Here is a 21,883-nt window from a genome sequence, read left to right as displayed (position 1 = left end):
ATACCAAGATGACGTTATCACAGGTATTATCGACGTTCGCGACTTACTGATATCGCCGATGCAGGTGCGCTCCGGGCAGCTCGGGTCAGGCGGGAGGTGGGCGGTGGTTTCGGGCGTGCTTCCCAGCCGAGGTGCGCCGCCGGTGCGGAGACGTTCAGCGCGGCGACGACCCGGCCGCGGAAGTCCCGGATCGGCGCCGAGACACCGACCAGGCCCTCCTCGAACTCTTCGCGAACGCGCGCGTACCCGTCGCGCCGGCTTTCCTGGATCTTCGCCCACGGCTCGGGCAGGGTATGCACTTCGGACCGTGGCCGGTCCGCGGCCAGTTCCCCTGGGACCCGCCGGGGTGGACGTCCGAACGCCGGGACTTCATGCTCGCCGAGCCCGTGATGATCGGCCCCGCGGGTGAGGTCGAGGTGCCCCAGTGGCCCGGACCGGGCATCGAACTGGACGAAAAGGCGTTGCGGCGGTGGCGGATCTGACTCATCGGAGGCCGGCCGGCCGCCGCCGCTCGCCGCTCATCACCATGCTCCCCACGTCACGGGTCGTCGAGGAGGTCCTCCTGCGCGGCGGCGCCGCCGAGGCACTGAGCCCCGGCTCGCTGTGGATCGACATGTCGACTTCGACGCCTGCCGAGGCGGACCGCGTCGCCGAGGAGGCGCTCGATGCCCGGGGTGTGCGGCGGCTCGACGCGCCGGTCAGTGGCATGGCCCGCGGAGCGGAGGCGGGCTGTGGTTCTGCCACCTGGTGTCGCCGTCCGAGGTCCTCGCGATGGGCGTCAAGGCCGGCGTCGACCTCGGTGTGCTGAGTTCGGCGCTGCTGGCCGGCCCGGCCGCGTCGCACTTCCTTGAGCAGGACGGTGCCGTCCGCGCTCGTCGAGCAGATCTTCCGCCGCGCGAAGGCCGCCTACGGCGTCGAACGCGACCGGATTCCGGTGATCGCCGCCGACGCCGTCGCCGATGCGGTGACGAAGAACGCGCCGCGGCCCCAGCGAATCGGAGGTCGGCTCGCTGCTCCGTCTGTTTTCTGAGGCGCCGGCTCAAAGTGTCCCGCTCACCGCTGGAACGGCGCCTTGGCCCTGTAACAGAATCTTCCGCCTGACGACACAAGAGCAGACCGAACCGGAGGGCAAGATCGAATAAGAAAGTACGACCATGACGATCTGGATCGCCACTCTCTGCGGAGGAGTGGGCGGGTCGATCCGCGGAATTCTCGCCCTTTACCGGGGGATCACCACCTGGTTGCAGCAACGCCGGACCGTGCACGCATCTCCAGTTCCACGGCCCCGGTTCGCGGAAGCCGCCGACTGGACCGCCGAGCTCGTCGGAATGGCCGCCCAAATCGTCATCGGGGCTCTGGTCGGCTTCTTCCTCACGAACGCCGGTACGGTCACCGGTGTCTCCGGTGCGATCCTCGCCGGCCTCTCGGGCCCGGCCATCCTGGCTCAGCTGGGCGAAGTCCGGCTGACTCAGCATCTCGTTGCCGGCACGCCGGACGACCAGGTCCCGCCCCTGGAAGACCGGATGGGCGATGGCGTCGGCGGGGAGGTACGCCGTGGCGACTGAACCCCTGTGGAAGAGGTCGCTCGGCATCCTGCTCAGTGCCGGCCATCCGATGGTCGACGTCACGGTGAAGACCATTCGTGCGCGACACTCCTTGCCCCGTCGAGCCGCGGCCATCGTACTGGGTGTGGAGCTGGCCAACCGGCCGCCGACCGTGCGAACCACGGTGGACGGCACGGCCGGACCCGTTCGGGTGCGGAAGTACCCTCCCTTGTCCCCGCGTTCACGCTGGCTGGGTTCTCTTGTCACGGCCGCAGCTGTGGCGACGGTCCTCGTCGGGGTGCTGGCGACGGTCATCCCCCTCCTCCGGCCGGCTCGGGAGGTCTCCAGCGCGCAGCAGTGGCCTGCGGCCACCCCGGTGTTCAGCACGAACGCGGCGCTGCCCGCCTCCACCTCGGACTCCAAGCCTGAAGGCACGGCGAGGACGCAGCTCGAGCAGCGGGTCGTGGAGGACCGCGCCTCTGTGGAAGCACTGGTCGGGTCCTGGGTTCCCGAAGTGTCGGCAAAAAAGGTCGGGCTCGTCGTCAGCGGGACCACCTTCGACTACCCCGCCATTCTGGCCGAACATCGGCACCTGCTGGCTGTGTATCCCCAGGCATTGCTGCTGAAATCCCAGGATTACCAGACTTTTCGGCTGCCGGACTACTGGGTGACCGTGGTCGCGATCCCGTTCACCACCGCTGCCGGAGCCAACACGTGGTGCGACAACATGGGTATCGGTCCGAGTGACTGCCTAGCCGCGAGGTTGACCCACACCGCAGGCTCTCAAGGCAACACGGTCACCCGGAACCGTTGATTCGGCCCGGACGGATCCCACCAGGCCATCCGAGCGTCAGTCCAGCAGATCGAGAGCGCGCAGCAGGAAGAACGCGGCCATCCCGAGCACGATGATCGCGATGACGACGAGCGCAAGGATGGGTGCCTTCTTCGACGGCATCGGCTGCGGGTGGGACAGACCGGATGTCTGCCCGGCGTCGGGCGGGGTGTCGCCCGGGGTGACCGAACCGCCGGGTTCCAGGCCCGGCACGTCGTCGGGCTCCGGTCCGGGCGCGGTCATGAGCTCGTGGCCAGGTCGCCGGTCGCGGGTTCTGTCATCGGTGTCACCTGTTCCGTGGGAGGGGCGGGCCAGTGGCCGTGGAGGCGTTCGCCCGCGGGGGCCGGGTGGTGGACGGTTCCCGGTGTGGGCGGCCGGCGCGCGTGGGTGAGCACGGCCAGCCGGAGCAGGGGGCCGACGAGCCGGTCGTAAAGCCGGGGAAGCAGCCGGAATCCGGTGATGACGAGGGGATTGCCCGGGCCGATCGGCACGGACACGTGGCGGCGGGGCCGGTCGGCCAGCCGGGTGATCGCCGCGGCCACCCGTTCCGGTGCCAGTACCGGCCAGGGCGGCCGGGCGGCGTGGCCGGTGTAGTTGGCCGCTTGGTGGTAGATGGGGGTGTTGATGCTGCCGGGGCTGACGATGCAGACCGACACGCCGGGCTCGTCGCGGGTTTCCTGCTGCAGCGTGCGAAGGACGGCTCGCTGCCCCCACTTCGACACCGCGTAGGCGCCCATCTGCGGGACGGTGATCGACCCCAGCAGCGAGTTGACGCCGATGAACGTGCCGGCGTACTGGCGGCGCATCACCGGCAGTACCGCGCGGGCCAGGTGGAGGGTGCCGTGCACGGCGGTGTCGACGACGGCGGTGAACACGTCGGCCGGCATCCCTTCCACACTGCCGTACCCCATCACCGCCGCGGTGTGCACGACGACGTCGATGCGTCCGTGTCGGTGCAGGACCCGGGCGACGAGCCTCCCGGCTGCGTCGGGGTCACTGATGTCCTCGGCCACGGTGTCGACCGCGTCGGCTCCGGCTCGCCGGCAGGCCGCTTCGGCGGTGTCGAGCGCTTCGGCGCTGCGCGAAACCAAGATGAGCTTGCCCGGCTGGGCCGCGAAGGCGACCGCGGCGGCCAGACCGATCCCGCTGGAGGCGCCGACGATCACCACCACCCGCTCGGTGAGTCGACCGGCGGTGCGTGCTGAGCCTGTTTTCCTGCGGTTGTGCACGATGCTCCGTTCAGGTTCGGCAGTCAGGGAACAAGCGCGGAGGCGGCGCACAATGCGGCCCAAGCCACGGCGAAGATCGCGACTTTTCTGCGTGCGGAGCGGTCGGGCAAGCCGTTACCGAAGACGAGGGCGTCCGCGGTATCGGAGGCCACCCGGGCGGCGAGGGCGACCTGCAGCGGTCGGCCGGGTGCGGCGAACATCATGGCGAGGCCGATCGCGGCGTCCCGGGCGCCGATGCCGCCGATCAGCGTCCGCACCTCTTCGGTGACGTCGCCGGCCGGTGTGGTCAGGCCGCACGGTTTGGCCAGGACCTTCGGTGCGGCGATGATGGTCACGCTGTAGGCGGCGGTCGCCGCTCCGAGCACGCGGGTGAGCGCAGGCATCGGCCACTTCCTTTGCGTCGGTCTTGCCGGCCAGGTGTGGTGATTACCCGGTCAATTCGCTGACAAACCGATGCACCTGTGCCGCGACCACCGGGGGAACGACGATGCTGACGACCGAAGGTGTCGCTGGACTGTGGCTCGCGGTCAGGGTGTCGCTCGTGTCGCAGCTGCCGCACGCGGTGAGGGTGAGCGCGGCGGCCGCGGTCAGACCGGATTGGCCGATCGGGAAAGAAATTTTCAGGCTGCGGTGAACGTGACGTTGTGCCACCCGGTCGCGCCGTCGGGCACGGTGCCCGCCCGCTGGTCGGTCTGGGTGTACCCGGACTTGTCGGTGGCCCGGCAGAACACCTGGTGCACCCCGGCCGGGATGGCCACTTCGGTCCACCACATCCGCCACGTGTTCAGGGTGACCTCCTGCGACAGCGTGGTTTCTTGCCACGGGCCCTGATCGACGCGGACTTCGACCTTCTCGATACCCGTGTGCTGAGCCCACGCGACCCCTGCCACGCGCACCTTTCCCTGTCGGACGTTCGCGAAGCCGCGGTGGGAGTCGATGCGGGACTCGGTTTTGATCGGTGCTTCCTGGCTCCAGCCGCGCTTGAGCCAGTACGCCTGGCGCGCGGCCCACGTCGTGACTTCGATGTCCACGATCCATTTCGTCGCCGAGACGTATCCGAAGAGCCCGGGCGTGACCAGCCGCGCCGGGAACCCGTGTTCCAGCGGCAGTGGTTCGCCGTTCATCCCGATCGCGAGCATCGCGCCGCGGCCGCGGTCTTGCGCCGCGGCGACCGGTGTGCCGGAGGTCCAGCCGTCGACGCTGGTGCAGAACAGCTGCTCGGCGCCGGATTTCACGCCGGCTTCGGCGAGCAGGTCGGCCAGGTCGACGCCGATGAAGTTCGACGTGGACACGTAGTCGCCGCCGACTTCGTTGGACACGCAGGTCATCGTGACCGTGCGCTCGACCAGTGGCCGGTTGCGGATGTCGTCGTACCTGTACCGGATTTCGCGCTCGACCATGCCGTGCAGGCGCAGGCTCCAGTCTTCGGTGCGCACCTGCGGCACCGACAGCGCGGTGTCGACGCGGTAGAATTTGTTGTTCGGGGTGAGGAACGGCGGGGTGCCGAGCTTGGCGAAGTCGGCGTCGGCCGGGATCGTCGGGGCGGTGCGTGCCGGGATCAGCCTGCCGACCGCGTCCCGGGACGCGGTGGCGTCGCGGGAGGAGCTGATCAGCCGGCCGCCGAGGCCCGCCGCGCCGGCGCCGACGACTACGCCGGCGCCGCCGAGCAGGAACGCCCGCCGTGACGTGCCGGACTCCTCGCCGGTGTCCGGCTCCCGCCATGCGCGCGGTGCGATCCGGTGCAGCAGCAGGAACACTATGATGCCCACAACCAGGCTGGCGATCGGCGCGAGCAGCGCCACCAGGCTCAGGTCGGGTCGTTCGAACACGGCGAAGGCACCGATGAGGCCGAACAGGGCGATGAGCACGGTGCCCGGCGCCGGCGACCGTCGCGAAAGGACGCCCGCGAGCGCGGCGGCCCCGACCATGACCACGGCCATGCTGCCCAGCAGTACCAGCTTGTCGTAGGTGCCGAAGGTGCGGACGGCGAAGTCTTTCAGTTCGACCGGGGTGAGGTCGATGGCGCCGTTGCCGACCGCGAGGTAGGGCGAGGCGTTGACGCTGATTAATCCGGCCACCAGGTGCCCGGCCGCCAGTGCGGCGGCCAGCGCGAGGACGCCGGTGAACGCGGCCGCGAAGAATCGCAGCCGGGCCCGCGGCGGAGCTTCCGGGGCGTCGAGCTCGGTGGCAGTCATAACGGGGATTCGATGCGGCGCTGCCGAAGTATTGGTCGTGCCGGATCCGGCCCACCCCGATCGGGTGACAGAAGGGAAGCGATACGGGCGCACCGGCAGCGATCTCACGGCGCCTTCCCCGATCCATTGTGGACAGATTGGCTGCCCGGATGTGCGGGCGGCGACGGTCGACGCGCTGCTTCCGCACTCGACCGCTGCGCCCTTTCCTGAACCGCATTCATCGTCTATCGTCGATCAGCGATGAAAGGAGTCGCCGTGCTGGACCGGGAGACTGCCAAGACCTACGCCGAGTGGTTCCGCACGCTCGCCGACCCGACGCGGGTGCAGATCCTCAACCTGCTCGCCGAAACCGGCGGCCCGATGACGGTGGGGGAGATCGTCGAGCAGGTCAGTGTGGGCCAGTCGACCGTCTCCGCGCACCTCAAGGTGCTCGCCGATACCGGGTTCGTGCTGGTCGAGCCGCGGGGGACCGCTCGGCTCTACCGGGTCAACAAGGAGTGCGTCTCCTGCTTCCCGAGCGCTGCGGACGTCGTCATGGGCCGCGGGGTCCGCTCGTTCGCCGAAACCACCGATGAGGGGGCCCGATGAATCCCGACCGCGACGCCGTCCGCGACCGCTACGCCGCTGCCGCCCGGCGAGCCCTGGCCGGCGAGGGAACCGGCCTGCTGACCAGCGACCAGGATGCCGACCGGCTCGGAGCCGTCCACTATGCGGGCGCGGAAATCCCGGTCGAGGTGACCAAGACCAGCCTTGGCTGCGGCAACCCCCTCGCGGTCGCCGAGCTGAAGCCCGGTGAGTCCGTGCTCGACCTCGGCTCCGGCGGCGGGCTGGACGTCCTGCTCTCCGCCCGCCGCGTCGGGCCGGACGGCAAGGCCATCGGCCTGGACATGACCGACGAGATGCTCACCCTCGCTCGCCGGCACGCCGAGCAGGCCGGCGTGACCAACGTCGAGTTCCGCAAGGGCACCATCGAGCAGATCCCGCTGCCGGACGCCTCGGTCGACGTCGTCATCTCCAACTGCGTCATCGCGCTCTCGCCCGACAAGCCGGCCGTCTTCGCCGGCATCGCCCGTGTCCTGCGCGCCGGTGGGCGCCTCGGTGTCACCGACATCCTCGCCGACGACACCCTCACCGATGCCGAACGCGTGGCGCGCGCCGGTGCGGTCGAGTGCCTTGGCGGCGCGCTCACCGTCGACCGCTATCGGACGCTGCTGCGCGAAGCCGGCCTCGCCGACATCGAGATCGAGCTGACCCACGAGGTCGGCGACAAGCTCCACTCCGCGATCATCCGCGCCCGCAAACCGGTCGAGGTCGCGGCGATGACGGCTGAGCACGCGGATCAGGTGCTGGCGATCTACCAGGCCGGGCTCGACACCGGCCACGCGAGTTTCGAGACCGCCGCGCCGGACTGGAAGACCTGGGACGCCGCCCATCTCCCGGACCACCGGCTCGTCGCACTCGATCCGGCGGGACGGGTCATCGGCTGGGTCGCGATCACCTCCGTGTCTTCGCGGTGCGTCTACGAAGGGGTCGTAGAGCACGGCGTTTACGTCGATCCCGAGGCGCGTGGCCGCGGAGCCGGGCGAGCCCTGCTGACTGCGTTGATCGCCTCGACCGAGAGCGCGGGGATCTGGACGATCCAGAGCGGCGTGTTCCCCGAGAACACGGTGAGCCGGGAACTGCACCGCCACGCGGGCTTCCGGGAGATCGGTGTTCGCGAACGCGTCGGCCGGCATCACGGCGTCTGGCGCGACGTCGTCATGATCGAACGCCGCAGCACCAGCGTCGGCTCGTAGGAAGGCGAGCCGGTGCGCCCCTCGATCGCGCACCGGCTCCGGACCTCAATTGCAGCAGTCCGCCGGCTTGGCCGTCGCACCGGTTTCGGCGTCCGCCGTGCAGCACGTCGCCGGGGTGACCAGCGCCGCGCTGTCGCTGCCGTAGGACGCCGAGTCGCCCTTCACCGTGTAGACCTCCCACGGCTCCTTGCCGGGCCCGTGCACCCACACCTTGTCCTGCACCGCGTAGCAGCAGGTGGTGTCGTCCTCGGTGAGCGTCTCCAGGCCCTCGCCGGTGAGTCGCCGGGTCGCCGCGTTGACCTGGTCGGTCGACTCGACCTCGACGCCGAGGTGGTCCATCACTGTTTCCTGGCCGGGCTCGCCTTCGAGCAGGACCAGCTTCAGTGCCGGCTCCTCGACGGCGAAGTTCGCGTAGCCCGGCCGGAGCTTGGCCGGTTCGGTGCCGAACAGCTTCGAGTAGAAGTCGATCGAGCCCGCGAGGTCGCCGACCCTCAGCGCCAGTTGCACCCTGGACATCCTTGCCGCCTCCTTGGATAGATGGTTGTCTAACTAGGCGAAGTTAGATTGCCCTCTATATGCAAATCTGTCAATATAGAGGCATGTCGAAGCAACTGCCGCTCGTCGCGATGGACGCCTGCTGTGCGCCCTTGGCTCGGGAGCCGCTGACGCAGGACCAGGCGGTCGAGCTTTCGCACCTGTTCAAGGCGATGGCGGACCCGGTCCGGCTGCGCTTACTGTCCCTGATCGCCTCCCACGCGGGCGGCGAGGCGTGCGTCTGCGATCTGACCGACGCCTTCGACCTGACCGGCCCGACCATCTCCCACCACCTGAAGGTGCTGCGCGAATCCGGGCTCATCACCGGGGACCGGCGCGGCACCTGGATCTACTACCGCGTGCACCCCGAGGTGCTGGCGCGGCTGTCGGCGGTGCTCACCACCACCGGCGAAGCAGTCACGGCGTGACCGCGGCCGACACCAGGACGGCACCTCGCCTGTCCGTCACGGACAAGTTGCTGCCGGCCTGGATCGCGGTCGCCATGGTCGCCGGGCTGCTCGCCGGCCGCTGGATCCCTGGCTTGAACACCGCGCTGTCCGCGGTCGAGGTGGACGGGATCTCGCTGCCGATCGCGCTGGGGCTGCTGGTCATGATGTACCCGGTGCTGGCGAAGGTCCGCTACGACCGGCTCGGCACTTTCACCCGCGATCGGCGGCTGCTGTGGCCGGCCCTGGTCCTGAACTGGATCATCGGCCCCTCGCTCATGTTCGCCCTCGCCTGGCTGCTCCTGCCGGACTTGCCGGAGTACCGGACCGGGCTGATCATCGTCGGCCTCGCCCGCTGCATCGCCATGGTCATCATCTGGAACGACCTCGCCGGCGGCGACCGCGAAGCCGCCGCCGTGCTCGTCGCGCTGAACTCCGTGTTCCAGGTGCTCGCCTTCGGGCTGCTCGGCTGGTTCTACCTCTCCGTGCTGCCCGGCTGGCTTGGCCTCCCGCGAGCGGACCTCGCCGTGTCCGGCTGGCAGATCGCCAAGAGCGTGCTGATCTTCCTCGGTATCCCGCTGGTGGCCGGCTACCTGACGCGCCGGTTCGGCGAGCGGGGCAAGGGCCGGGATGGGTACGAGTCGGAGTTCCTGCCGAAGATCGGCCCGGTCGCGCTTTACGGGCTGCTGTTCACGATCGTCGTCCTCTTCGCCTTGCAGGGCGAGCAGATCACCGGCCGGCCGCTGGACGTCGCCCGGATCGCCGTGCCGTTGCTGCTCTACTTCGGGCTGATGTGGGCCGGGTCCTACGCGCTCGGCAAGGCCATGGGGCTGAGCTACGAACGCACGACCACGCTCGCCTTCACCGCCGCGGGCAACAACTTCGAACTCGCCATCGCCGTGGCCATCGCGACGTTCGGGGCCACGAGCGGCCAAGCGCTCGCCGGCGTCGTCGGGCCGCTGATCGAAGTCCCCGTGCTCGTCGCCCTCGTCTACGTCTCCCTCGCCCTCCGCCCCCGCTTCGCAAGGAGCCCTCGGTGACTGAAGTCCTCTTCGTCTGCGTGCACAACGCGGGCCGGTCCCAGATGGCCGCCGCCCTGCTGGCCCACCACGCCCAGGGCGCGGTCGAGGTCCGGTCGGCCGGCTCCGCGCCGGCCGGCACCATCAACCCCGCCGTCCGCGAGGCGATGGCCGAACTGGGGCTCGACCTCTCCCGCGAGGTCCCGAAGAAGCTGACGACGGACGCGGTCGAGGCCTCCGACGTCGTCATCACGATGGGCTGCGGCGACGCCTGCCCGATCTTCCCCGGCAAGCGGTACCTCGACTGGCAGCTCGAGGACCCCGCGGGCCAGGACGTCGACGCCGTGCGGCCGATCCGCGACGAGATCGACCGCCGGGTGCGTGAACTGCTCGCCGAACTCTTGGCGGCCGGAGCCTGACCGTGGTGGCTTGATCCTGCCGCCGAAAGGCCCGTCCCCTAGTCTCAGGTTCCGTCAGCCGTCACCGACGTCATGACCCGGAACAACCGGACCGCGCGAAAAGCGCTCGAGCACGAAGGAGCCGGCGGTGCGCACGTTCACCTGCCCGGAATGCGCCAACCTGTTGTTCTTCGAAAACTCCGAGTGCGTGGTGTGCGGGACCGGTGTCGCCTACGACCGCGCGACCCGGTCGATGACCAGAGCGGCCGAAGCCGTGGCGTGCGCCAACGCCGAGCTTGCCGGCTGCAACTGGGTCGCCGCCGGCGGCCCGCTGTGCGGCTGCTGCGCGTTGACCCGGACCCGCCCGCACGACGAGGACGACCGGGCCCGTCCGGCGTTCCGCGCCGCCGAGGCCGCCAAGCGGCGGCTGGTCCACCAGCTCGACGACCTCGGCCTCGCGGTGGTGTCCCGCACCGACGACCCTGAGCACGGCCTGGCGTTCGACCTGCTGTCCAGCGCCGAGCAGCCGGTGACCACCGGGCACGCCGCCGGGGTCGTCACGATCGACCTCGCCGAAGGCGACGACGGCTACCGCGAAGAGCTGCGGGTGCGGCTGGCGGAGCCGTACCGCACGTTGCTCGGTCACTTCCGGCACGAAATCGGCCACTGGTACTGGGATCGGCTCATCGCCGGCCGTCCGGTGCTCGAACGGTTCCGGAGCCTCTTCGGTGACGAGCGCGCCGACTACCGGCAGGCGCTGGCCGAGCACTATGCGACCGCACCGGACGCGGACTGGAACGAAAGCCACGTCAGCCACTACGCGGCCGCTCACCCGTGGGAGGACTGGGCCGAGACGTTCGCTCACCTGCTGCACATCCGCGACACCGTCCAGACGGCCGCGTCGTTCGGTGTCCTCGTCGCCGGAACACCGATCGCGCCGCACCCCGGCAGCCCGGTCGACGCCGTGCCCGAGGAGAGTGGTGGCAGTTTCGACGCGCTTGTCGCGACCTGGATCCCCCTGTCGCGCGCGGTCAACCAGCTCAACCGCAGCATGGGCAAAGCCGACCTGTACCCGTTCGCGTTTTCCCCGGCAGTGCAGGCGAAACTGCGGTTCGCCGACGAGCTCGTCACGGAAAACGCGTAGCGCCCGGGGAAGTCAGGCCGGCGATTCCGGTTCGGAGCCGAGGTAAGGTCGCAGCTGCCGGGTCAGCGACGTGCGTGTCGCCGTGGTCACGGCGACTGGATTCGCCGGGCCGAGGTGCTGTCCGGCGGCCGCGTCGGCGACGAACCGCGCGACCACGGCCGGCGTCGGCACGAGGTCCTCGCCGCCGTGGTGCGCGATGACTTCCGGAGCGGCAGTGGGCTCCGTTTCCACGGCGAGCGACCAGCCTCGCCGTTCACTCCACACCAGCATGACGTCGTGGTCGGGCCGGTCGAGCCAGCGCCGGGGCAACCCGAGGTAGGCGGTGGCGGTGTCGCTGATCTCCACCGTGGTGCTTTCGACCGGGACGCCGACCGCGCTCGCGACCGCCCGGACGTACTGCGCCAGGCCGCGTTCGAGGGTCCGGGTGTCGGATTCGGGGTGCTCCATGCCCGCCACGCTAGAGGACTGCCGACGGGCGTGCCGCCTACGGTTCGCCCTCGCGCACCACCGCGGGCCGGGGGTCGTCGTCGGCCACGGGGATGATCAACGCACCGGAGCGCAGCACCGCGCCGAAACGATCGTCCGGGTGCGCGCAGAGCACCAGTTCGTTCACGATCACGCCGTCGCTTCCCTCCGGTCCACCGCACTGCATTCGCCGCACAGCGGGGCCTGGATGGGGCCGATCGGGGAATCTGCCCGCGATGGGCCGAGGCGGCGGGCGCTCAGCTCCTTCGCGCGGTTGCGCGCACCGCAGGACGCTCAGCGGGCGGGCAGGTCGATCTCGGTGTGGCGGCCGGCGAGCGTCCGGGCGAGTTCGGCCAGCTTGACGTTGAGGCTCTGGGACGTCCGCCGAAGGACGTCGAACGCGGTTTCCGCGTCGACGCCCCGGCGGGCCATGATGATGCCTTTCGCCTGCCCGATCACGTCGCGGCTGTCGATGGCTTTTCGCAGGTGGGCCGCCTGGAGCTCCGCTCGGGTGACGGCGTCGGTGGTGGCCACGGCGAGGGAGGCGTGGGTGGCCAGCAGCAGCAGGACATCGCGGTCGGCGGCGTCGAGCCCGTGCCGGGACCGGGAGTAGACGTTGAGGGCGCCGCTGGACTCGCCGGTGGGCGGTCCGCTGATGAGGGCGGTGGACACGACGGAGCCCATGCCGAGTTCGGCGGCGGCCGGCGCCCACCGGGGCCAGCGCGGTTCGGTTGCGAGCTCCGGGGCGATCGCCACGGCGGGGCCGCCGGGGGTGGCGGCTTCGACGCAGGGGCCTTCCCGGAACCGGTACTGCAGCCGGTCGAGTTCGGTGGCGACCTCGTCGGTTTCGGCGGGGGTGTGGAAGTGGCCGTCGGCGTCGAGCAGGGTGAAGCTGGCGAGGTCGGCGGCCGGGACCATTACCGTGGTGGCGTCGAGGACGCGCTGGAGCACGTCTTCCAGGGTCGGAGCGGCGAGCAGGCTGCTCGTTAGCTGGGCGAACTGCCGGGCCAGGGGCCCGGGGGCGAGCCGGTCGGGCCCGTCGTTCGCGACGAACACGTCCTTGTCACGTTGCCAATCCTGCTCGGTGTCCACGCCGGTCTCCCTGGGTTGCTGCGGAAGACGGCTGCGTTCTCAACCATCGCGACGACCAACGTAGTCCGCGGGGGCGCCGAGCCGCTACGAGCCGTCGCGCTTGCGTGGCGCAACGAAGCGGTGCGCCGAGATCTCTCGGCAGCCTCCACCGTCCCCCGGGTTTAGACCGCAGTCAGCGGGCTATCCGGAACTCGATCGCCCCAGACCCCGGCGGACAGGTACGTCACGGAAAGAGCGATCGACATGACGCAAACGCTGCCACGTCCACCCCAAGCCGCGGAGCCGATGCTGGCGGGCGAAAAGTCGGGCACCGAAACCTTCCTGGTCAAGCTGTTCGCGGTCGTGCCGCTGCTGGCGTTGGCCGCGGCGGTGCCCGTCGCGTGGGGCTGGGGCCTCGGCTGGCTCGACCTCGGCCTGGCCGTCGGGTTCTACTTCCTGACCGGCCTCGGTGTCACCATCGGGTTCCACCGCTACTTCACCCACGGCGCGTTCAAGGCGAACCGCGGGCTGCGGATCGCGCTCGCTCTCACCGGCAGCATGGCCATGCAGGGCCCGGTGATCGGCTGGGTCGCCGACCACCGCCGCCACCACGCCTACGCCGACCGCGACGGCGACCCGCATTCGCCGTGGCGCTACGGCACGTCCGCCGCCGCCCTGGCCAAGGGCTTCTGGTATGCCCACCTGGGCTGGTTGTTCGACCGGGAGAAGACCAACGCGCAGCGTTTCGCTCCCGATCTGCTCGCCGACCGCGACATCGCCCGGATCGACCGCTGGTTCCCGGCGCTGACCGTCCTCACCCTGCTCAGCCCCGCGCTGATCGGCGGGCTGGTGACGATGTCCTGGTGGGGCGCGATCACCGCGTTCTTCTGGGCGAGCCTGGTGCGGGTGGCGGTGCTGCACCACGTCACCTGGTCGGTGAACTCCCTGTGTCACCTGATCGGCGAGCGCCCCTATGCAGCTCGCGACAAGTCCGCGAACTTCTGGCCGCTGGCCATCGCGTCCATGGGCGAGTCCTGGCACAACTCCCACCACGCCGACCCCACCGGCGCCCGCCACGGCGTCCGCCGCGGCCAGCTCGACATGTCCGCGCGCCTGATCTGGCTCTTCGAAAAGCTCGGCTGGGCCACCGAGGTCCGCTGGCCCAAGCCCGAACGCCTGGCCCGCAAGCTCAACCCCGGCTACCCGGCAGTCCCCCGCTGGTTTCGGTAAGCCGGAGCGGCGAGACATCGGACAGGCAGCACCCGGGAGCAGGTCAGGACCGCACCCGCCCTCGCCGGGGGTGCGCCGCCCGCGCTGAGCAATCCTTTGTGGACTCCGGAGTGAAAGGTGCCGAACGGTCCGCTTGTGGTGACCAACGGCCCTCACGCCCGCGGACGTGATCCGGTCATGCTGGGAGACGGCCGACCGGCTTCCGACGGCAGGAGTGCGCCATGCGGTTCCGTGATCGCCGGGAGGCGGGCGAGCGACTGGCGCTGCGATTGCGCCAGCTGCGCGGCGACCGCGCCGTGGTCCTCGGGCTGTCCGAGGGCGGGCTCGTGGTGGCCGCCGAGGTCGCCGACGTCCTCGGGGCGCCGCTGGACATCCTGCTCACCTCCCGGATCGAGGCCGCCGGGCCGCCACCGGTGCTGCTCGGTGCCGTCGGTGAGGGCGGCTTGGTCGTCTGGGACCACGGCGCGATCCGCCGGTTCGACATCTCGGCGGACGGGCTCACCCGGCTCGCCGACGGGGCGCGGGGCGGCTTGGCCCGGCAGGTCGCCGTCTACCGGCGCGACGTCGCGCCGGTGCCGATCGCGGGCCGCACGGTTGTGCTCGTCGATGACGGGGCCGCCAGCGGCATGACCGCGCACACGGCTGTCGGTGTCCTGCGCGCCCGCCAGGTGCGCCGGATCGTGCTCGCGGTCCCGGTCGCCCAGGCACCGGTCCTCGATCGGCTCGCCCGCGAGGTCGACCAGTTCGTCTGCCTGCGTCCGCTGCCCTGGCTGCACGCGGTCCGCAACAGCTACCGGAAGTTCCCGGCGGTGGACGGCACGGAGGCGCTCGAACTGCTGCACCGCGAACCCCGCCTGCCGGACGAGGTCCGCCGGTGACGTCCACGATGGGCCACCGAGTTCAGTCCGGCAGGCGCACGGCGATTTCGGCACTCAGGGTGGCGCCGCTGGTCAGGTCGAGGTGGTCGCCGCTCCAGAAGCGGCCCGGGTCGTACCAGTTCGGCCGGCGGCCCGGCGGCAGCAGGCCCATGGCTTCGTAGGTCAGCGCGACGATCTCGGCGCAGTAACCGGACTCGAGGCCGGTGTCCCGGGCGGCGTCCCGCTTCCTGGACGGCAGCCGTCCGCCGAGCCACCGGGACGCGAGGCGCGCGGTGGAGGGGAACGGTGTGCCGTCGAGCCGCGCGATCGTGCGCAGGGCGGCGTCTTCCAGGTCCGCGGTGATCGGGTGGTCGAGCTGGCGCAGCCAGACCTGCTGGTGGTATCGCTCGGTCCAGACGAGCACGGCTTGGCGCAGGTCGTGCAGCTGGGCGCCGCGGTGGTGGGTTCCCGTCCACACGTCCGGCAGGCTCCGCCCCAGCTCCGCGTGCCACATCAGCGGCGGCAGGTCCTCGATCACCACGGCCATGCCGACGTGGTTGACCGGGCTGTTCGTGACGACGCGGATCGTGCGGTCGGCCGCGGACCGGCCCCGGAACAGCCACAGGTCGCCGGTGCGCGTCATGGCCACGGCTTCGTCGAGATCGAGCTCGGTCCCCGGCACGGCTGTAGCCTAGGCTGATGCGCTGGTGGAAGACAGTGGGACTGGCCGGGCTGGTCGGGGTCGCCGCGACCGGGGTGGTGATCGCGCGTCAGGAACGACGGCGCCGGGCCTACACCCCGGACGAGGTCCGGGAACGCCTGCACGCCCGCCTCGCCGCCACGCCACCGCCGCCTCCCGCCTGATTCTCGGCGGTGACGGCCCGCCCGCGCCGCGCGGCCTAGAGTCGCGGGACCCTTGTCCGGGGGTCGTTCGGCGCGGCGGGCGTAGCCTGGAGCGGTGGATGACAGCCCGCAGCGCGCTCTGCCCGTCATCACGGTCTTCCTGGTCGACGACCACGAACTCGTACGGCGCGGCGTCGCCGAACTCGTCGGCGACGAACCCGGCCTGATCGTCGTCGGGCAGGCTTCGTCGGTGGCCGAAGCCCTGGCCAGGGTGCCCGCGCTGCGCCCGGACGTGGCGGTGCTGGATGTCCGGCTCCCCGACGGCAGCGGCGTGCAGTTGTGCCACGACCTGCGCGAGGCGCTGCCCGGTCTGCGGTGCCTGATGCTGACCTCCTTCACCGACGCGGATTCCATGGTCGACGCGGTCCTGGCCGGTGCCGAGGGGTATGTGATCAAGGATGTGAAGGGGCTGCAGCTGGTCGACGCGATTCGCCGGGTGGGGTCGGGTGAGACGCTGCTGGACGGCCGGGCGGTCACCGCCCTGGTGGCCGAACTGCGTGCGAAGACCGGGGCACCGGGTCCGCTGGCGGGGTTGAGCGAGCAGGAGCTGGTGCTGCTGGACCTGCTGGGGGAGAGCTTGACGAACCGGCAGATCGCCGAGCGGATGTTCCTGGCCGAGAAGACCGTCAAGAACTACGTGTCCCGCCTGCTGGCGAAGCTCGGGCTGGAGCGGCGGTCGCAGGCGGCGGTCCTGGTCACCGGGATCCACGGCGCGCAGCGGCGTCCGGGCGGTTAACGGCCGAACGGGTGGGCGTCGCTGATCACGACGTCCTCGAGCTCCGGCTGCGCCACGGACGGCACAGCGGTGCCGTGGCCGAGGCGCAGCATGATCTGCGGCCAGAGCCCGCCGCCGAGCAGCCGGCGCAGGTCACGCCGGGTCGCCGGAATCGCCATCGCCTGTGTGGAGAGCGTCGCCGACAGCCCGGCGGCGGTAGCGGTGAGAAGGACCCGCTGCAGGGCCTGGCCGGCCTGGAGCCGGCCGACGGCGGTGTCGTGCAGCGAGCCGATGACCACGACCAGCCGGCCGGGTTCGATGTCGAGGTCGGCTCCGCCGCCGGGCCCGGGTGTCGCCGGCGGGGTTTCGGTGCGGTGCATGATGTCGCGCAGCTGGGGCACCTGGTCGTCGGTGATGGTGGCCAGCCAGGCGCGTTCCACTTCGGCTGCCCGCCGGAGCTGCCGCTGCACCGCGTCGGGGACGACGGCGGCGGTGAACGGGCGCCGGTTGCTCTGCCGGTCGGCGATGGCCGCCACGAGTTCCCGGTCGTGCGGGGCGATCGTCTCGTAGCCGTTCGGTCGCACGACGGCGAGCAGGTCGGGCCGATCCGCGGTGGGGAACAGGCGCGTATCGGCGTGGCTGTTCTGCGCCTTGATCGCCAGCCGGAGGTTCAGCAGGGCGGCTCCGCAGTCCAGGAGCCGTTCCCGGTGCCGGCTGTCGGTGTCGGTGGTCAGCGAATCGGCGTACAGCTCGACGGCGTCCGGTGTGCACTGGAACCGCCACGGCCGCGCGTTTCGCAGGGGTGGCGGCGCGGTGGCCGCGAGGAGCACGGATCGCATCTGGGTGGCGCTGAGGTGCCCGACGGGCATGACACCGGTCTTCATGGACGGCTCCGAACTCCTGGACTCCTGGCTGTTCTCCACCGTTCGCCCGGGGCGGCGGCCCGGCCAAGTGCCGAACGACCTTCACCCGGCGGCGAAGGTCGCCGGTTGCGAACCGGTTCGGTGTACGCCGGGATCCCGCCGCGGGCCGGGCAGTTGTGTCACTGTGGAGGCATGCCCGCGGAAACGACGTCGGGCCGGGATCGGATGGACGCGTTGCCGGCGGCCGTCCTCGCCTTCTCCGCCGGTCTGGAGCTCGAGACCACGCTGCACCGGATCGTCGTCGCCGCCACCGGCCTGGTCGGCGCCCGGTACGGCGCACTGGCCCTGCTCGACGAGGACGGCCGGACCACCGGGTTCGCTGTGACCGGCGTCGACGACGCCACCCCGGTGCCGGCCGTCCTCGACGTCCCGCTCCTGGTTCGGGGCGTGGTCCTCGGCCGGCTGTGCCTCGGCGGCGAGCAGCCGTTCACCGCCGACGACGAACGGGCGATCGACGCGCTGGCGGCGGCGGCCGGGATCGCGGTGGACAACGCGCGGCTCTACGAGGAGAGCCGGAGCAGGCAGCGGTGGCTGGAAGCCACCGGGGAGATCTCCGCCGAACTGCTGGGCGGCACCGAGGTCCACGAGGTGCTGCGCCTGGTGGCGACCCGGGCCGCCGAGCTGACCGGCGCCGACGACGCCCTCATCGCGCTGCCCGTGTCACCCGGTGGGGCGCTGGCCGTCACGGTGTGCGCCGGCCCCGACGCCGAGGTGCTGACCGGCCGCCGGATCCCGCTCGACGGGTCGACCTCGGGAGCGGTGCTGCGCGACCACGTCCCGCGCAGCGTGCCGAACCTGGCCTACGGCCTCGGCGTAGACCTCGGGCCGGCGCTCGCGGTGCGGTTGCGCTCCGGCGAGTCCACCGCGGGCGTGCTCGTGGCGATCCGCGCTCCCGGCGCGGCGCTGTTCGACGAGCACGAACTGCAGCTCGTGTCCGCCTTCGCCGACCAAGCCGCGCTGGCGCTGAGGGACGCCGAAAGCCAGACCGCCCGCCGCGAGCTGGACGTGGCGGTGGACCGCGACCGGATCGCCCGCGACCTGCACGATCACGTCATCCAGCGGCTGTTCGCGGTCGGCATGGGAATCGAGGGCACCCGCCGCCGGGCGGACTCGCCCGCGGTCACCGCCCGGCTCACCCAGCACATCGACCAGCTCCAGGACGTCATCGAAGAGATCCGCAGCGCGATCTTCGCCCTGCACGGCCGGCCGGGAGCCGGCCGTGGCCTGCGGGCACGCCTGCAGAACGCGATCACCGACGGATGCGCCGACTCCGCCATCCGCACCACGGTCCGGCTGTCGGGAGCGTTCGACCGGGTGCCCGCCGGGCTGGCCGAACACGCCGAGGCGGTGGTGCGCGAAGCGGTCAGCAACGTCCTGAGGCACGCGCGTGCGGCGGAGCTGGCGGTCACCGTGTCCCTGGACGACGATCTGATGGTCGAGGTCTCCGACACCGGGATCGGGATACCGGAAGCCGTGGCGCGCAGCGGGCTGCGCAACCTCGAGCAGCGTGCCGCGGAAGCGGGCGGTTCGTTGCGGCTCGAACGCCCGGACGGCGGCGGCACCTGTCTCAGGTGGACGGTCCCGGTGCCGTGAGCCGCCGGGAGTGGTGCGGGTAGTCCGGTGCACGGTCCTGGAAGGACAGGATCGCGGGGTTGCGGACGACGCCGTCCTGGATCTCGATGGCCCGTCGCACGGTCTCGTTGTCGTCCCATGTGGAGTGTCCGGAAAGGACTGGACGCAGGTGGGGGAGCAGGGCTTCGCTGATCTCCCAGGTCGCGGAGTTCCACAAGTAGGACGGGCTGTGGTCGACGGCGTAGTAGGTGATGCCGTCGCCGACCGGGAAGGTCGGCCGGGCGAACGTCGTGGGCCGGGCCCAGCTGAAGCCCATGCCTTCGTCGCAGGAGACGTCGACGACGAGGCTGCCGGGGCGGAACGCGGCGACGTCGTCCTCGATGAGGAAGGTCAGCGGCGCATCGGTGTCCTGCAGCACGCAGTTGACGACGATGTCGTGCTCGGCGAGGAACCCGGCCAGCGGCACCCGGCCGTGACCGGTGTGCGCGTGGCTGCGCCGAGGATCGCCCGGGTTGTTCTTGTCGTGGTCGAAGTGCACCATCGTCGCGGAGTGGATCGGCGACCCGACCGCGCTGAGGCCGCGGGCGGTGAGGACTTCGACGTCGTGGATCCCGTGGGCGTTCAGCGCGGTCACCGAGCCGCGCGCGGTCGCGCCGAAGCCGATCACGACCGCCCGCAGCCGGCGACCGTAGTCGCCGGTCGAGCCCATCAGCTGCAGGGCGTGCAGGACCGAGCAGTAGCCGGCCAGTTCGTTGTTCTTGTGGAAGACGTGCAGCTCGAACGAGCCGTCGCGCCGCCAGTGGTTCATCGCCTCGAAGGCGATCACGGTCAGCCGCCGGTCGATCGCCAGCTGGGTCAGCTCGGCGTCCTGCACGCAGTGCGGCCACCCCCACAGCACCTGGCCGGGCCGCAATTCGGCGACGTCTTCCCGCAGCGGTTTGGCCAGCAGGACGACGTCGCACTCGGCGATCAGCTGCTCCCGCGTGCGCAGCCCCGCGACCGCACGCGCCAGGTGTTCGTCCGGCACACCGAAAGGTTCGCCGTAGCCGTGTTCGAGGTAGATGCGGTCCCGGAGATCGGCGTCGATCCGGTCGAGGTGGTGCGGGTGGATCGGTAGCCGCCGTTCGTTCTCCTTGCGGGAACGCGCGACGACGCCGAGACTGAGCTGGTCCACGAGGGCCCCTTTGCTAGAACCCAGTCTTAACACACCCAGCGCAGCCGTCGTGTACGCTGGGTGCTGTCCGAGAGCATTTCGTGCGCAAGTGGTCGAACCTGCGCCGTCCTCGGCCCAAATCCGGTGCTGCCAGTAGCCGGGGACGGGAGCACCGACATGTCGTCGGGCCCGAAAACCACTCTCACCGAAGTGCGGCCGCGCTGAAGCTCACGCCCGGGCTCGTCGACTGGTGACCCCGCATCGGTGACTCGCCGGCCCTTGCCGCTTGCCTGCCTGACGTCGCCCCTCCGGCGGCGTTGCACGAAAGGATTTCCCATCAGTACTCCCACCATGGACAGCTCGTTGTTCAGCCATCCCATCGCGGAGCAATCCCGCCCCGGAACGCTCACCGCACCCCAGGAGAGCCGGTACGGCGGCTTGTTCCGCCAGCCGGTGTACAGCCCGGCCCCCGCCGCCGAAGACGAGGCCGAACGCTCTCCGCGCCGCCGGCCTGCCGCACCCGGCAAGTGGGCGCACGACCCGTCCGGCCGCCGCGCCCGCCGGTGACATCGGTCCTTCGGCACGAGTGCTTTCCCGAAGCGACCAGGGGACCGGATTGCGGGTCGGCGGCCTGAACTGCACAGTCCTTCTCCTGCCGGGCAAAGCCGTGCCAGGTCGCCGCGATCGATTCTCCCTGTGATCGCTCAGGGCAGCTGGGTGCGCATCAAACATCTTCGAGACGGCGCTGCATCGTTTGCTCATCGGTCGTACCGTTGTGGTGGAGCGGTTCAGGACAGAGCCGTTGCACCACACCCGCAGCCCCTTTCACCGAGGGGCCGGCGTGGGACTGGACTGGAGCACGGGCGGTTTGGCCTCACCAGTGAGCCGAGAGCCGAGCCGTCATGCCACCGATGTTTCTTCCCTTGCCCCGCAACGGATCAGCGCACGCGCAGACCGCGTCGTTCACCGTCACCAGGACAGCCGAGTCGACCGTGGTCGCGGTCGCCGGCGAGGTCGACCTCGCCGTCGCCGGCCGCTTCGCCGCACTCATCAACCAGGAACTTCGCTCGAGTCCGCGGGCGCTGCTGATCGACGCCACCGAGCTCACGTTCTGCGCCGCGCGCGGGCTCACCGTGTTGCTCGACGCGACGGCCGACGCTGTCATCGCCGGAGTGCCGTTCGCGATCTGCGGCCGGGGCCGGCCGTTGCGGCGCCCGATCGACGTGCTCGGCCTCAACCAGGCCTTACCGCTTCACAGCAGCACCGCCGACGCGCTCGCCTGGCTGGCGTTTCTGCCCGGCTGAGCGGGGCAGGACATCCGCTGAATTCCCAGGTCCGGCTACGAACTGTCGGGATCATCGCAGTCGACGCGTCCCCAGACGAGCTTGCCGTCATCGTGGGCGCTCGCCCCCCACTCGGCACACACTTGATCGACGACCAGCAGTCCGCGGCCGCCGCTGTGGTCGGGAACGCGGATCCGTGGCTCGCCGGCACCGACGTCGGCGACCGCCACCGTGACCTTGCACGGGTCGTGTGCGTGGTGGATCCGAAGCTGATCCGGTCCATCGGCGTGCCGGTAGGCGTTCTCCAGTAGTTCTTCGGCGACCATCACCGTGTCGAGGCGATCGTTTTCACTCAATGTAGTCAGTCGGCCCTCGATCCATCGACGGGCGGCGGTCAGGGCCGAGGGGGTCGTGCCGGCCAGCTCCAGGACCTGCCAGCCGTCCTGACCGTATGTACTCCATGTGACGAGCACCGTGCGGCTCCTTAACTGTGCCGCGCCGGCTGCTGCGAGCGCGGCACTCCATCTCTTCGGGCTACCCCCGGTGCAGGTAGTTACTCGTCCTTCTGGCCACG

31 protein-coding genes are annotated in these 21,883 nt (G+C 70.7%); 18 read left to right on the top strand and 13 right to left on the bottom strand.

Annotated features, from left to right (window positions below):
* Positions 1 to 26 precede the first annotated feature (26 nt).
* The gene (locus ACLJQF_RS11185) at positions 27 to 299 is read right to left on the bottom strand and encodes an IclR family transcriptional regulator C-terminal domain-containing protein (protein ID WP_410608186.1); all 273 of its coding nucleotides are present in this window, start codon (positions 297 to 299) and stop codon (positions 27 to 29) included.
* Between ACLJQF_RS11185 and ACLJQF_RS11180 the strand changes: the two genes are divergently transcribed.
* The 5 genes from ACLJQF_RS11180 to ACLJQF_RS11160 all read left to right on the top strand — a co-directional run bounded on the left by ACLJQF_RS11180 (position 294) and on the right by ACLJQF_RS11160 (position 2,358).
* Positions 294 to 482, top strand: coding sequence for a hypothetical protein (locus ACLJQF_RS11180; protein ID WP_410608185.1), 189 nt, complete (start codon positions 294 to 296; stop codon positions 480 to 482). The genes ACLJQF_RS11185 and ACLJQF_RS11180 overlap by 6 nt on opposite strands.
* A 44-nt stretch (positions 483 to 526) precedes the next feature.
* Positions 527 to 808: an NAD(P)-binding domain-containing protein gene (locus tag ACLJQF_RS11175; RefSeq protein ID WP_410608184.1), complete on the top strand. Its 282-nt coding sequence runs from the start codon at positions 527 to 529 to the stop codon at positions 806 to 808.
* Positions 809 to 859: 51 nt separating this feature from the next.
* The gene (locus ACLJQF_RS11170) at positions 860 to 1,030 is read left to right on the top strand and encodes a hypothetical protein (protein WP_410608183.1); all 171 of its coding nucleotides are present in this window, start codon (positions 860 to 862) and stop codon (positions 1,028 to 1,030) included.
* A gap of 124 nt (positions 1,031 to 1,154) precedes the next feature.
* Entirely contained in the window at positions 1,155 to 1,565 is a 411-nt protein-coding gene (locus ACLJQF_RS11165; RefSeq protein ID WP_410608182.1) for a hypothetical protein, read from the top strand.
* On the top strand, positions 1,555 to 2,358 hold the full coding sequence (locus tag ACLJQF_RS11160; protein ID WP_410608181.1) for a hypothetical protein: 804 nt from the start codon (positions 1,555 to 1,557) through the stop codon (positions 2,356 to 2,358). The genes ACLJQF_RS11165 and ACLJQF_RS11160 overlap by 11 nt, the downstream gene beginning before the upstream one ends.
* A gap of 36 nt (positions 2,359 to 2,394) precedes the next feature.
* Here ACLJQF_RS11160 and ACLJQF_RS11155 read toward each other — a convergent pair whose 3' ends face one another.
* The 4 genes from ACLJQF_RS11155 to ACLJQF_RS11140 form a co-directional block, all read right to left on the bottom strand.
* Positions 2,395 to 2,619, bottom strand: a complete 225-nt coding sequence (locus ACLJQF_RS11155) for a DUF6480 family protein (protein ID WP_410608180.1) — start codon at positions 2,617 to 2,619, stop codon at positions 2,395 to 2,397.
* Positions 2,616 to 3,545, bottom strand: a complete 930-nt coding sequence (locus tag ACLJQF_RS11150; protein WP_410608179.1) for an SDR family NAD(P)-dependent oxidoreductase — start codon at positions 3,543 to 3,545, stop codon at positions 2,616 to 2,618. Before ACLJQF_RS11150 ends, ACLJQF_RS11155 begins: the two co-directional genes overlap by 4 nt.
* A gap of 83 nt (positions 3,546 to 3,628) precedes the next feature.
* Entirely contained in the window at positions 3,629 to 3,988 is a 360-nt protein-coding gene (locus tag ACLJQF_RS11145; protein WP_410608178.1) for a hypothetical protein, read from the bottom strand.
* Between the two features lie 237 nt (positions 3,989 to 4,225).
* Positions 4,226 to 5,800, bottom strand: a complete 1,575-nt coding sequence (locus tag ACLJQF_RS11140) for a molybdopterin-dependent oxidoreductase (protein ID WP_410608177.1) — start codon at positions 5,798 to 5,800, stop codon at positions 4,226 to 4,228.
* A 255-nt stretch (positions 5,801 to 6,055) separates the two neighbouring features.
* Here ACLJQF_RS11140 and ACLJQF_RS11135 point away from each other — a divergent pair, with 255 nt between their 5' ends.
* On the top strand, positions 6,056 to 6,388 hold the full coding sequence (locus ACLJQF_RS11135; protein WP_410608176.1) for an ArsR/SmtB family transcription factor: 333 nt from the start codon (positions 6,056 to 6,058) through the stop codon (positions 6,386 to 6,388).
* Positions 6,385 to 7,596 carry a GNAT family N-acetyltransferase gene (locus tag ACLJQF_RS11130; RefSeq protein WP_410608175.1) on the top strand — a complete coding sequence of 404 codons (1,212 nt, stop codon included), beginning with the start codon at positions 6,385 to 6,387 and terminating at the stop codon, positions 7,594 to 7,596. The genes ACLJQF_RS11135 and ACLJQF_RS11130 overlap by 4 nt, the downstream gene beginning before the upstream one ends.
* A 45-nt stretch (positions 7,597 to 7,641) precedes the next feature.
* Here the strand turns inward: ACLJQF_RS11130 and ACLJQF_RS11125 are convergent, their stop codons facing one another.
* A complete protein-coding gene (locus ACLJQF_RS11125; protein WP_410608174.1) occupies positions 7,642 to 8,112 on the bottom strand; it encodes an ArsI/CadI family heavy metal resistance metalloenzyme in 471 nt (156 codons plus the stop codon).
* A gap of 83 nt (positions 8,113 to 8,195) precedes the next feature.
* On the opposite strand from ACLJQF_RS11125, the gene ACLJQF_RS11120 reads away from it, so the two are divergent.
* From ACLJQF_RS11120 to ACLJQF_RS11105, 4 genes are all read left to right on the top strand, one after another.
* Positions 8,196 to 8,558: an ArsR/SmtB family transcription factor gene (locus ACLJQF_RS11120; protein ID WP_285992580.1), complete on the top strand. Its 363-nt coding sequence runs from the start codon at positions 8,196 to 8,198 to the stop codon at positions 8,556 to 8,558.
* Positions 8,555 to 9,616: an ACR3 family arsenite efflux transporter gene (gene arsB / locus ACLJQF_RS11115; protein WP_410608173.1), complete on the top strand. Its 1,062-nt coding sequence runs from the start codon at positions 8,555 to 8,557 to the stop codon at positions 9,614 to 9,616. Before ACLJQF_RS11120 ends, arsB begins: the two co-directional genes overlap by 4 nt.
* Before the next feature lie 44 nt (positions 9,617 to 9,660).
* On the top strand, positions 9,661 to 10,014 hold the full coding sequence (locus ACLJQF_RS11110) for an arsenate reductase ArsC (RefSeq protein ID WP_410608378.1): 354 nt from the start codon (positions 9,661 to 9,663) through the stop codon (positions 10,012 to 10,014).
* Between the two features lie 127 nt (positions 10,015 to 10,141).
* Entirely contained in the window at positions 10,142 to 11,137 is a 996-nt protein-coding gene (locus ACLJQF_RS11105) for a putative zinc-binding metallopeptidase (protein WP_410608172.1), read from the top strand.
* A 12-nt stretch (positions 11,138 to 11,149) separates the two neighbouring features.
* On the opposite strand, the gene ACLJQF_RS11100 is transcribed toward ACLJQF_RS11105, so the two are convergent.
* From ACLJQF_RS11100 to ACLJQF_RS11090, 3 genes are all read right to left on the bottom strand, one after another.
* Positions 11,150 to 11,584, bottom strand: a complete 435-nt coding sequence (locus tag ACLJQF_RS11100) for a DUF6292 family protein (RefSeq protein WP_410608171.1) — start codon at positions 11,582 to 11,584, stop codon at positions 11,150 to 11,152.
* A 37-nt stretch (positions 11,585 to 11,621) separates the two neighbouring features.
* Positions 11,622 to 11,756 carry a hypothetical protein gene (locus ACLJQF_RS11095; RefSeq protein ID WP_410608170.1) on the bottom strand — a complete coding sequence of 45 codons (135 nt, stop codon included), beginning with the start codon at positions 11,754 to 11,756 and terminating at the stop codon, positions 11,622 to 11,624.
* Positions 11,757 to 11,896: 140 nt separating this feature from the next.
* The gene (locus ACLJQF_RS11090) at positions 11,897 to 12,694 is read right to left on the bottom strand and encodes a GAF and ANTAR domain-containing protein (protein WP_410608169.1); all 798 of its coding nucleotides are present in this window, start codon (positions 12,692 to 12,694) and stop codon (positions 11,897 to 11,899) included.
* Positions 12,695 to 12,937: 243 nt separating this feature from the next.
* Here ACLJQF_RS11090 and ACLJQF_RS11085 point away from each other — a divergent pair, with 243 nt between their 5' ends.
* Positions 12,938 to 13,903 carry an acyl-CoA desaturase gene (locus ACLJQF_RS11085; protein WP_410608168.1) on the top strand — a complete coding sequence of 322 codons (966 nt, stop codon included), beginning with the start codon at positions 12,938 to 12,940 and terminating at the stop codon, positions 13,901 to 13,903.
* Positions 13,904 to 14,124: 221 nt separating this feature from the next.
* Positions 14,125 to 14,781, top strand: coding sequence for a phosphoribosyltransferase (locus tag ACLJQF_RS11080; protein WP_410608167.1), 657 nt, complete (start codon positions 14,125 to 14,127; stop codon positions 14,779 to 14,781).
* A 22-nt stretch (positions 14,782 to 14,803) separates the two neighbouring features.
* On the opposite strand, the gene ACLJQF_RS11075 is transcribed toward ACLJQF_RS11080, so the two are convergent.
* Complete coding sequence (locus ACLJQF_RS11075; RefSeq protein WP_410608166.1) at positions 14,804 to 15,442, bottom strand: hypothetical protein; 639 nt, start codon at positions 15,440 to 15,442, stop codon at positions 14,804 to 14,806.
* Positions 15,443 to 15,459: 17 nt separating this feature from the next.
* Between ACLJQF_RS11075 and ACLJQF_RS11070 the strand changes: the two genes are divergently transcribed.
* A complete protein-coding gene (locus ACLJQF_RS11070; RefSeq protein ID WP_410608165.1) occupies positions 15,460 to 15,624 on the top strand; it encodes a hypothetical protein in 165 nt (54 codons plus the stop codon).
* A 94-nt stretch (positions 15,625 to 15,718) separates the two neighbouring features.
* Entirely contained in the window at positions 15,719 to 16,399 is a 681-nt protein-coding gene (locus ACLJQF_RS11065; RefSeq protein WP_410608164.1) for a response regulator, read from the top strand.
* On the opposite strand, the gene ACLJQF_RS11060 is transcribed toward ACLJQF_RS11065, so the two are convergent.
* Entirely contained in the window at positions 16,396 to 17,262 is an 867-nt protein-coding gene (locus ACLJQF_RS11060) for a hypothetical protein (RefSeq protein WP_410608163.1), read from the bottom strand. The two genes, ACLJQF_RS11065 and ACLJQF_RS11060, sit on opposite strands and share 4 nt — an antisense overlap.
* A gap of 171 nt (positions 17,263 to 17,433) precedes the next feature.
* Here ACLJQF_RS11060 and ACLJQF_RS11055 point away from each other — a divergent pair, with 171 nt between their 5' ends.
* The gene (locus ACLJQF_RS11055) at positions 17,434 to 18,894 is read left to right on the top strand and encodes a GAF domain-containing sensor histidine kinase (protein ID WP_410608162.1); all 1,461 of its coding nucleotides are present in this window, start codon (positions 17,434 to 17,436) and stop codon (positions 18,892 to 18,894) included.
* Here the strand turns inward: ACLJQF_RS11055 and ACLJQF_RS11050 are convergent.
* Positions 18,869 to 20,047 carry a N(5)-(carboxyethyl)ornithine synthase gene (locus tag ACLJQF_RS11050; RefSeq protein ID WP_410608161.1) on the bottom strand — a complete coding sequence of 393 codons (1,179 nt, stop codon included), beginning with the start codon at positions 20,045 to 20,047 and terminating at the stop codon, positions 18,869 to 18,871. The two genes, ACLJQF_RS11055 and ACLJQF_RS11050, sit on opposite strands and share 26 nt — an antisense overlap.
* A 330-nt stretch (positions 20,048 to 20,377) precedes the next feature.
* Here ACLJQF_RS11050 and ACLJQF_RS11045 point away from each other — a divergent pair, with 330 nt between their 5' ends.
* Positions 20,378 to 20,593: a hypothetical protein gene (locus tag ACLJQF_RS11045; RefSeq protein WP_410608160.1), complete on the top strand. Its 216-nt coding sequence runs from the start codon at positions 20,378 to 20,380 to the stop codon at positions 20,591 to 20,593.
* Between the two features lie 344 nt (positions 20,594 to 20,937).
* Positions 20,938 to 21,330 carry an STAS domain-containing protein gene (locus ACLJQF_RS11040; RefSeq protein WP_410608159.1) on the top strand — a complete coding sequence of 131 codons (393 nt, stop codon included), beginning with the start codon at positions 20,938 to 20,940 and terminating at the stop codon, positions 21,328 to 21,330.
* A 35-nt stretch (positions 21,331 to 21,365) separates the two neighbouring features.
* On the opposite strand, the gene ACLJQF_RS11035 is transcribed toward ACLJQF_RS11040, so the two are convergent.
* The gene (locus tag ACLJQF_RS11035) at positions 21,366 to 21,782 is read right to left on the bottom strand and encodes an ATP-binding protein (protein ID WP_410608158.1); all 417 of its coding nucleotides are present in this window, start codon (positions 21,780 to 21,782) and stop codon (positions 21,366 to 21,368) included.
* Between the last annotated feature and the right edge of the window lie 101 nt (positions 21,783 to 21,883).

This window comes from Amycolatopsis sp. lyj-109 (genome assembly GCF_046548995.1).
Taxonomy (GTDB): domain Bacteria; phylum Actinomycetota; class Actinomycetes; order Mycobacteriales; family Pseudonocardiaceae; genus Amycolatopsis.
Note: the sequence above shows the minus strand (reverse complement) of the source record. Positions and strands in the feature narration are given on the sequence as shown.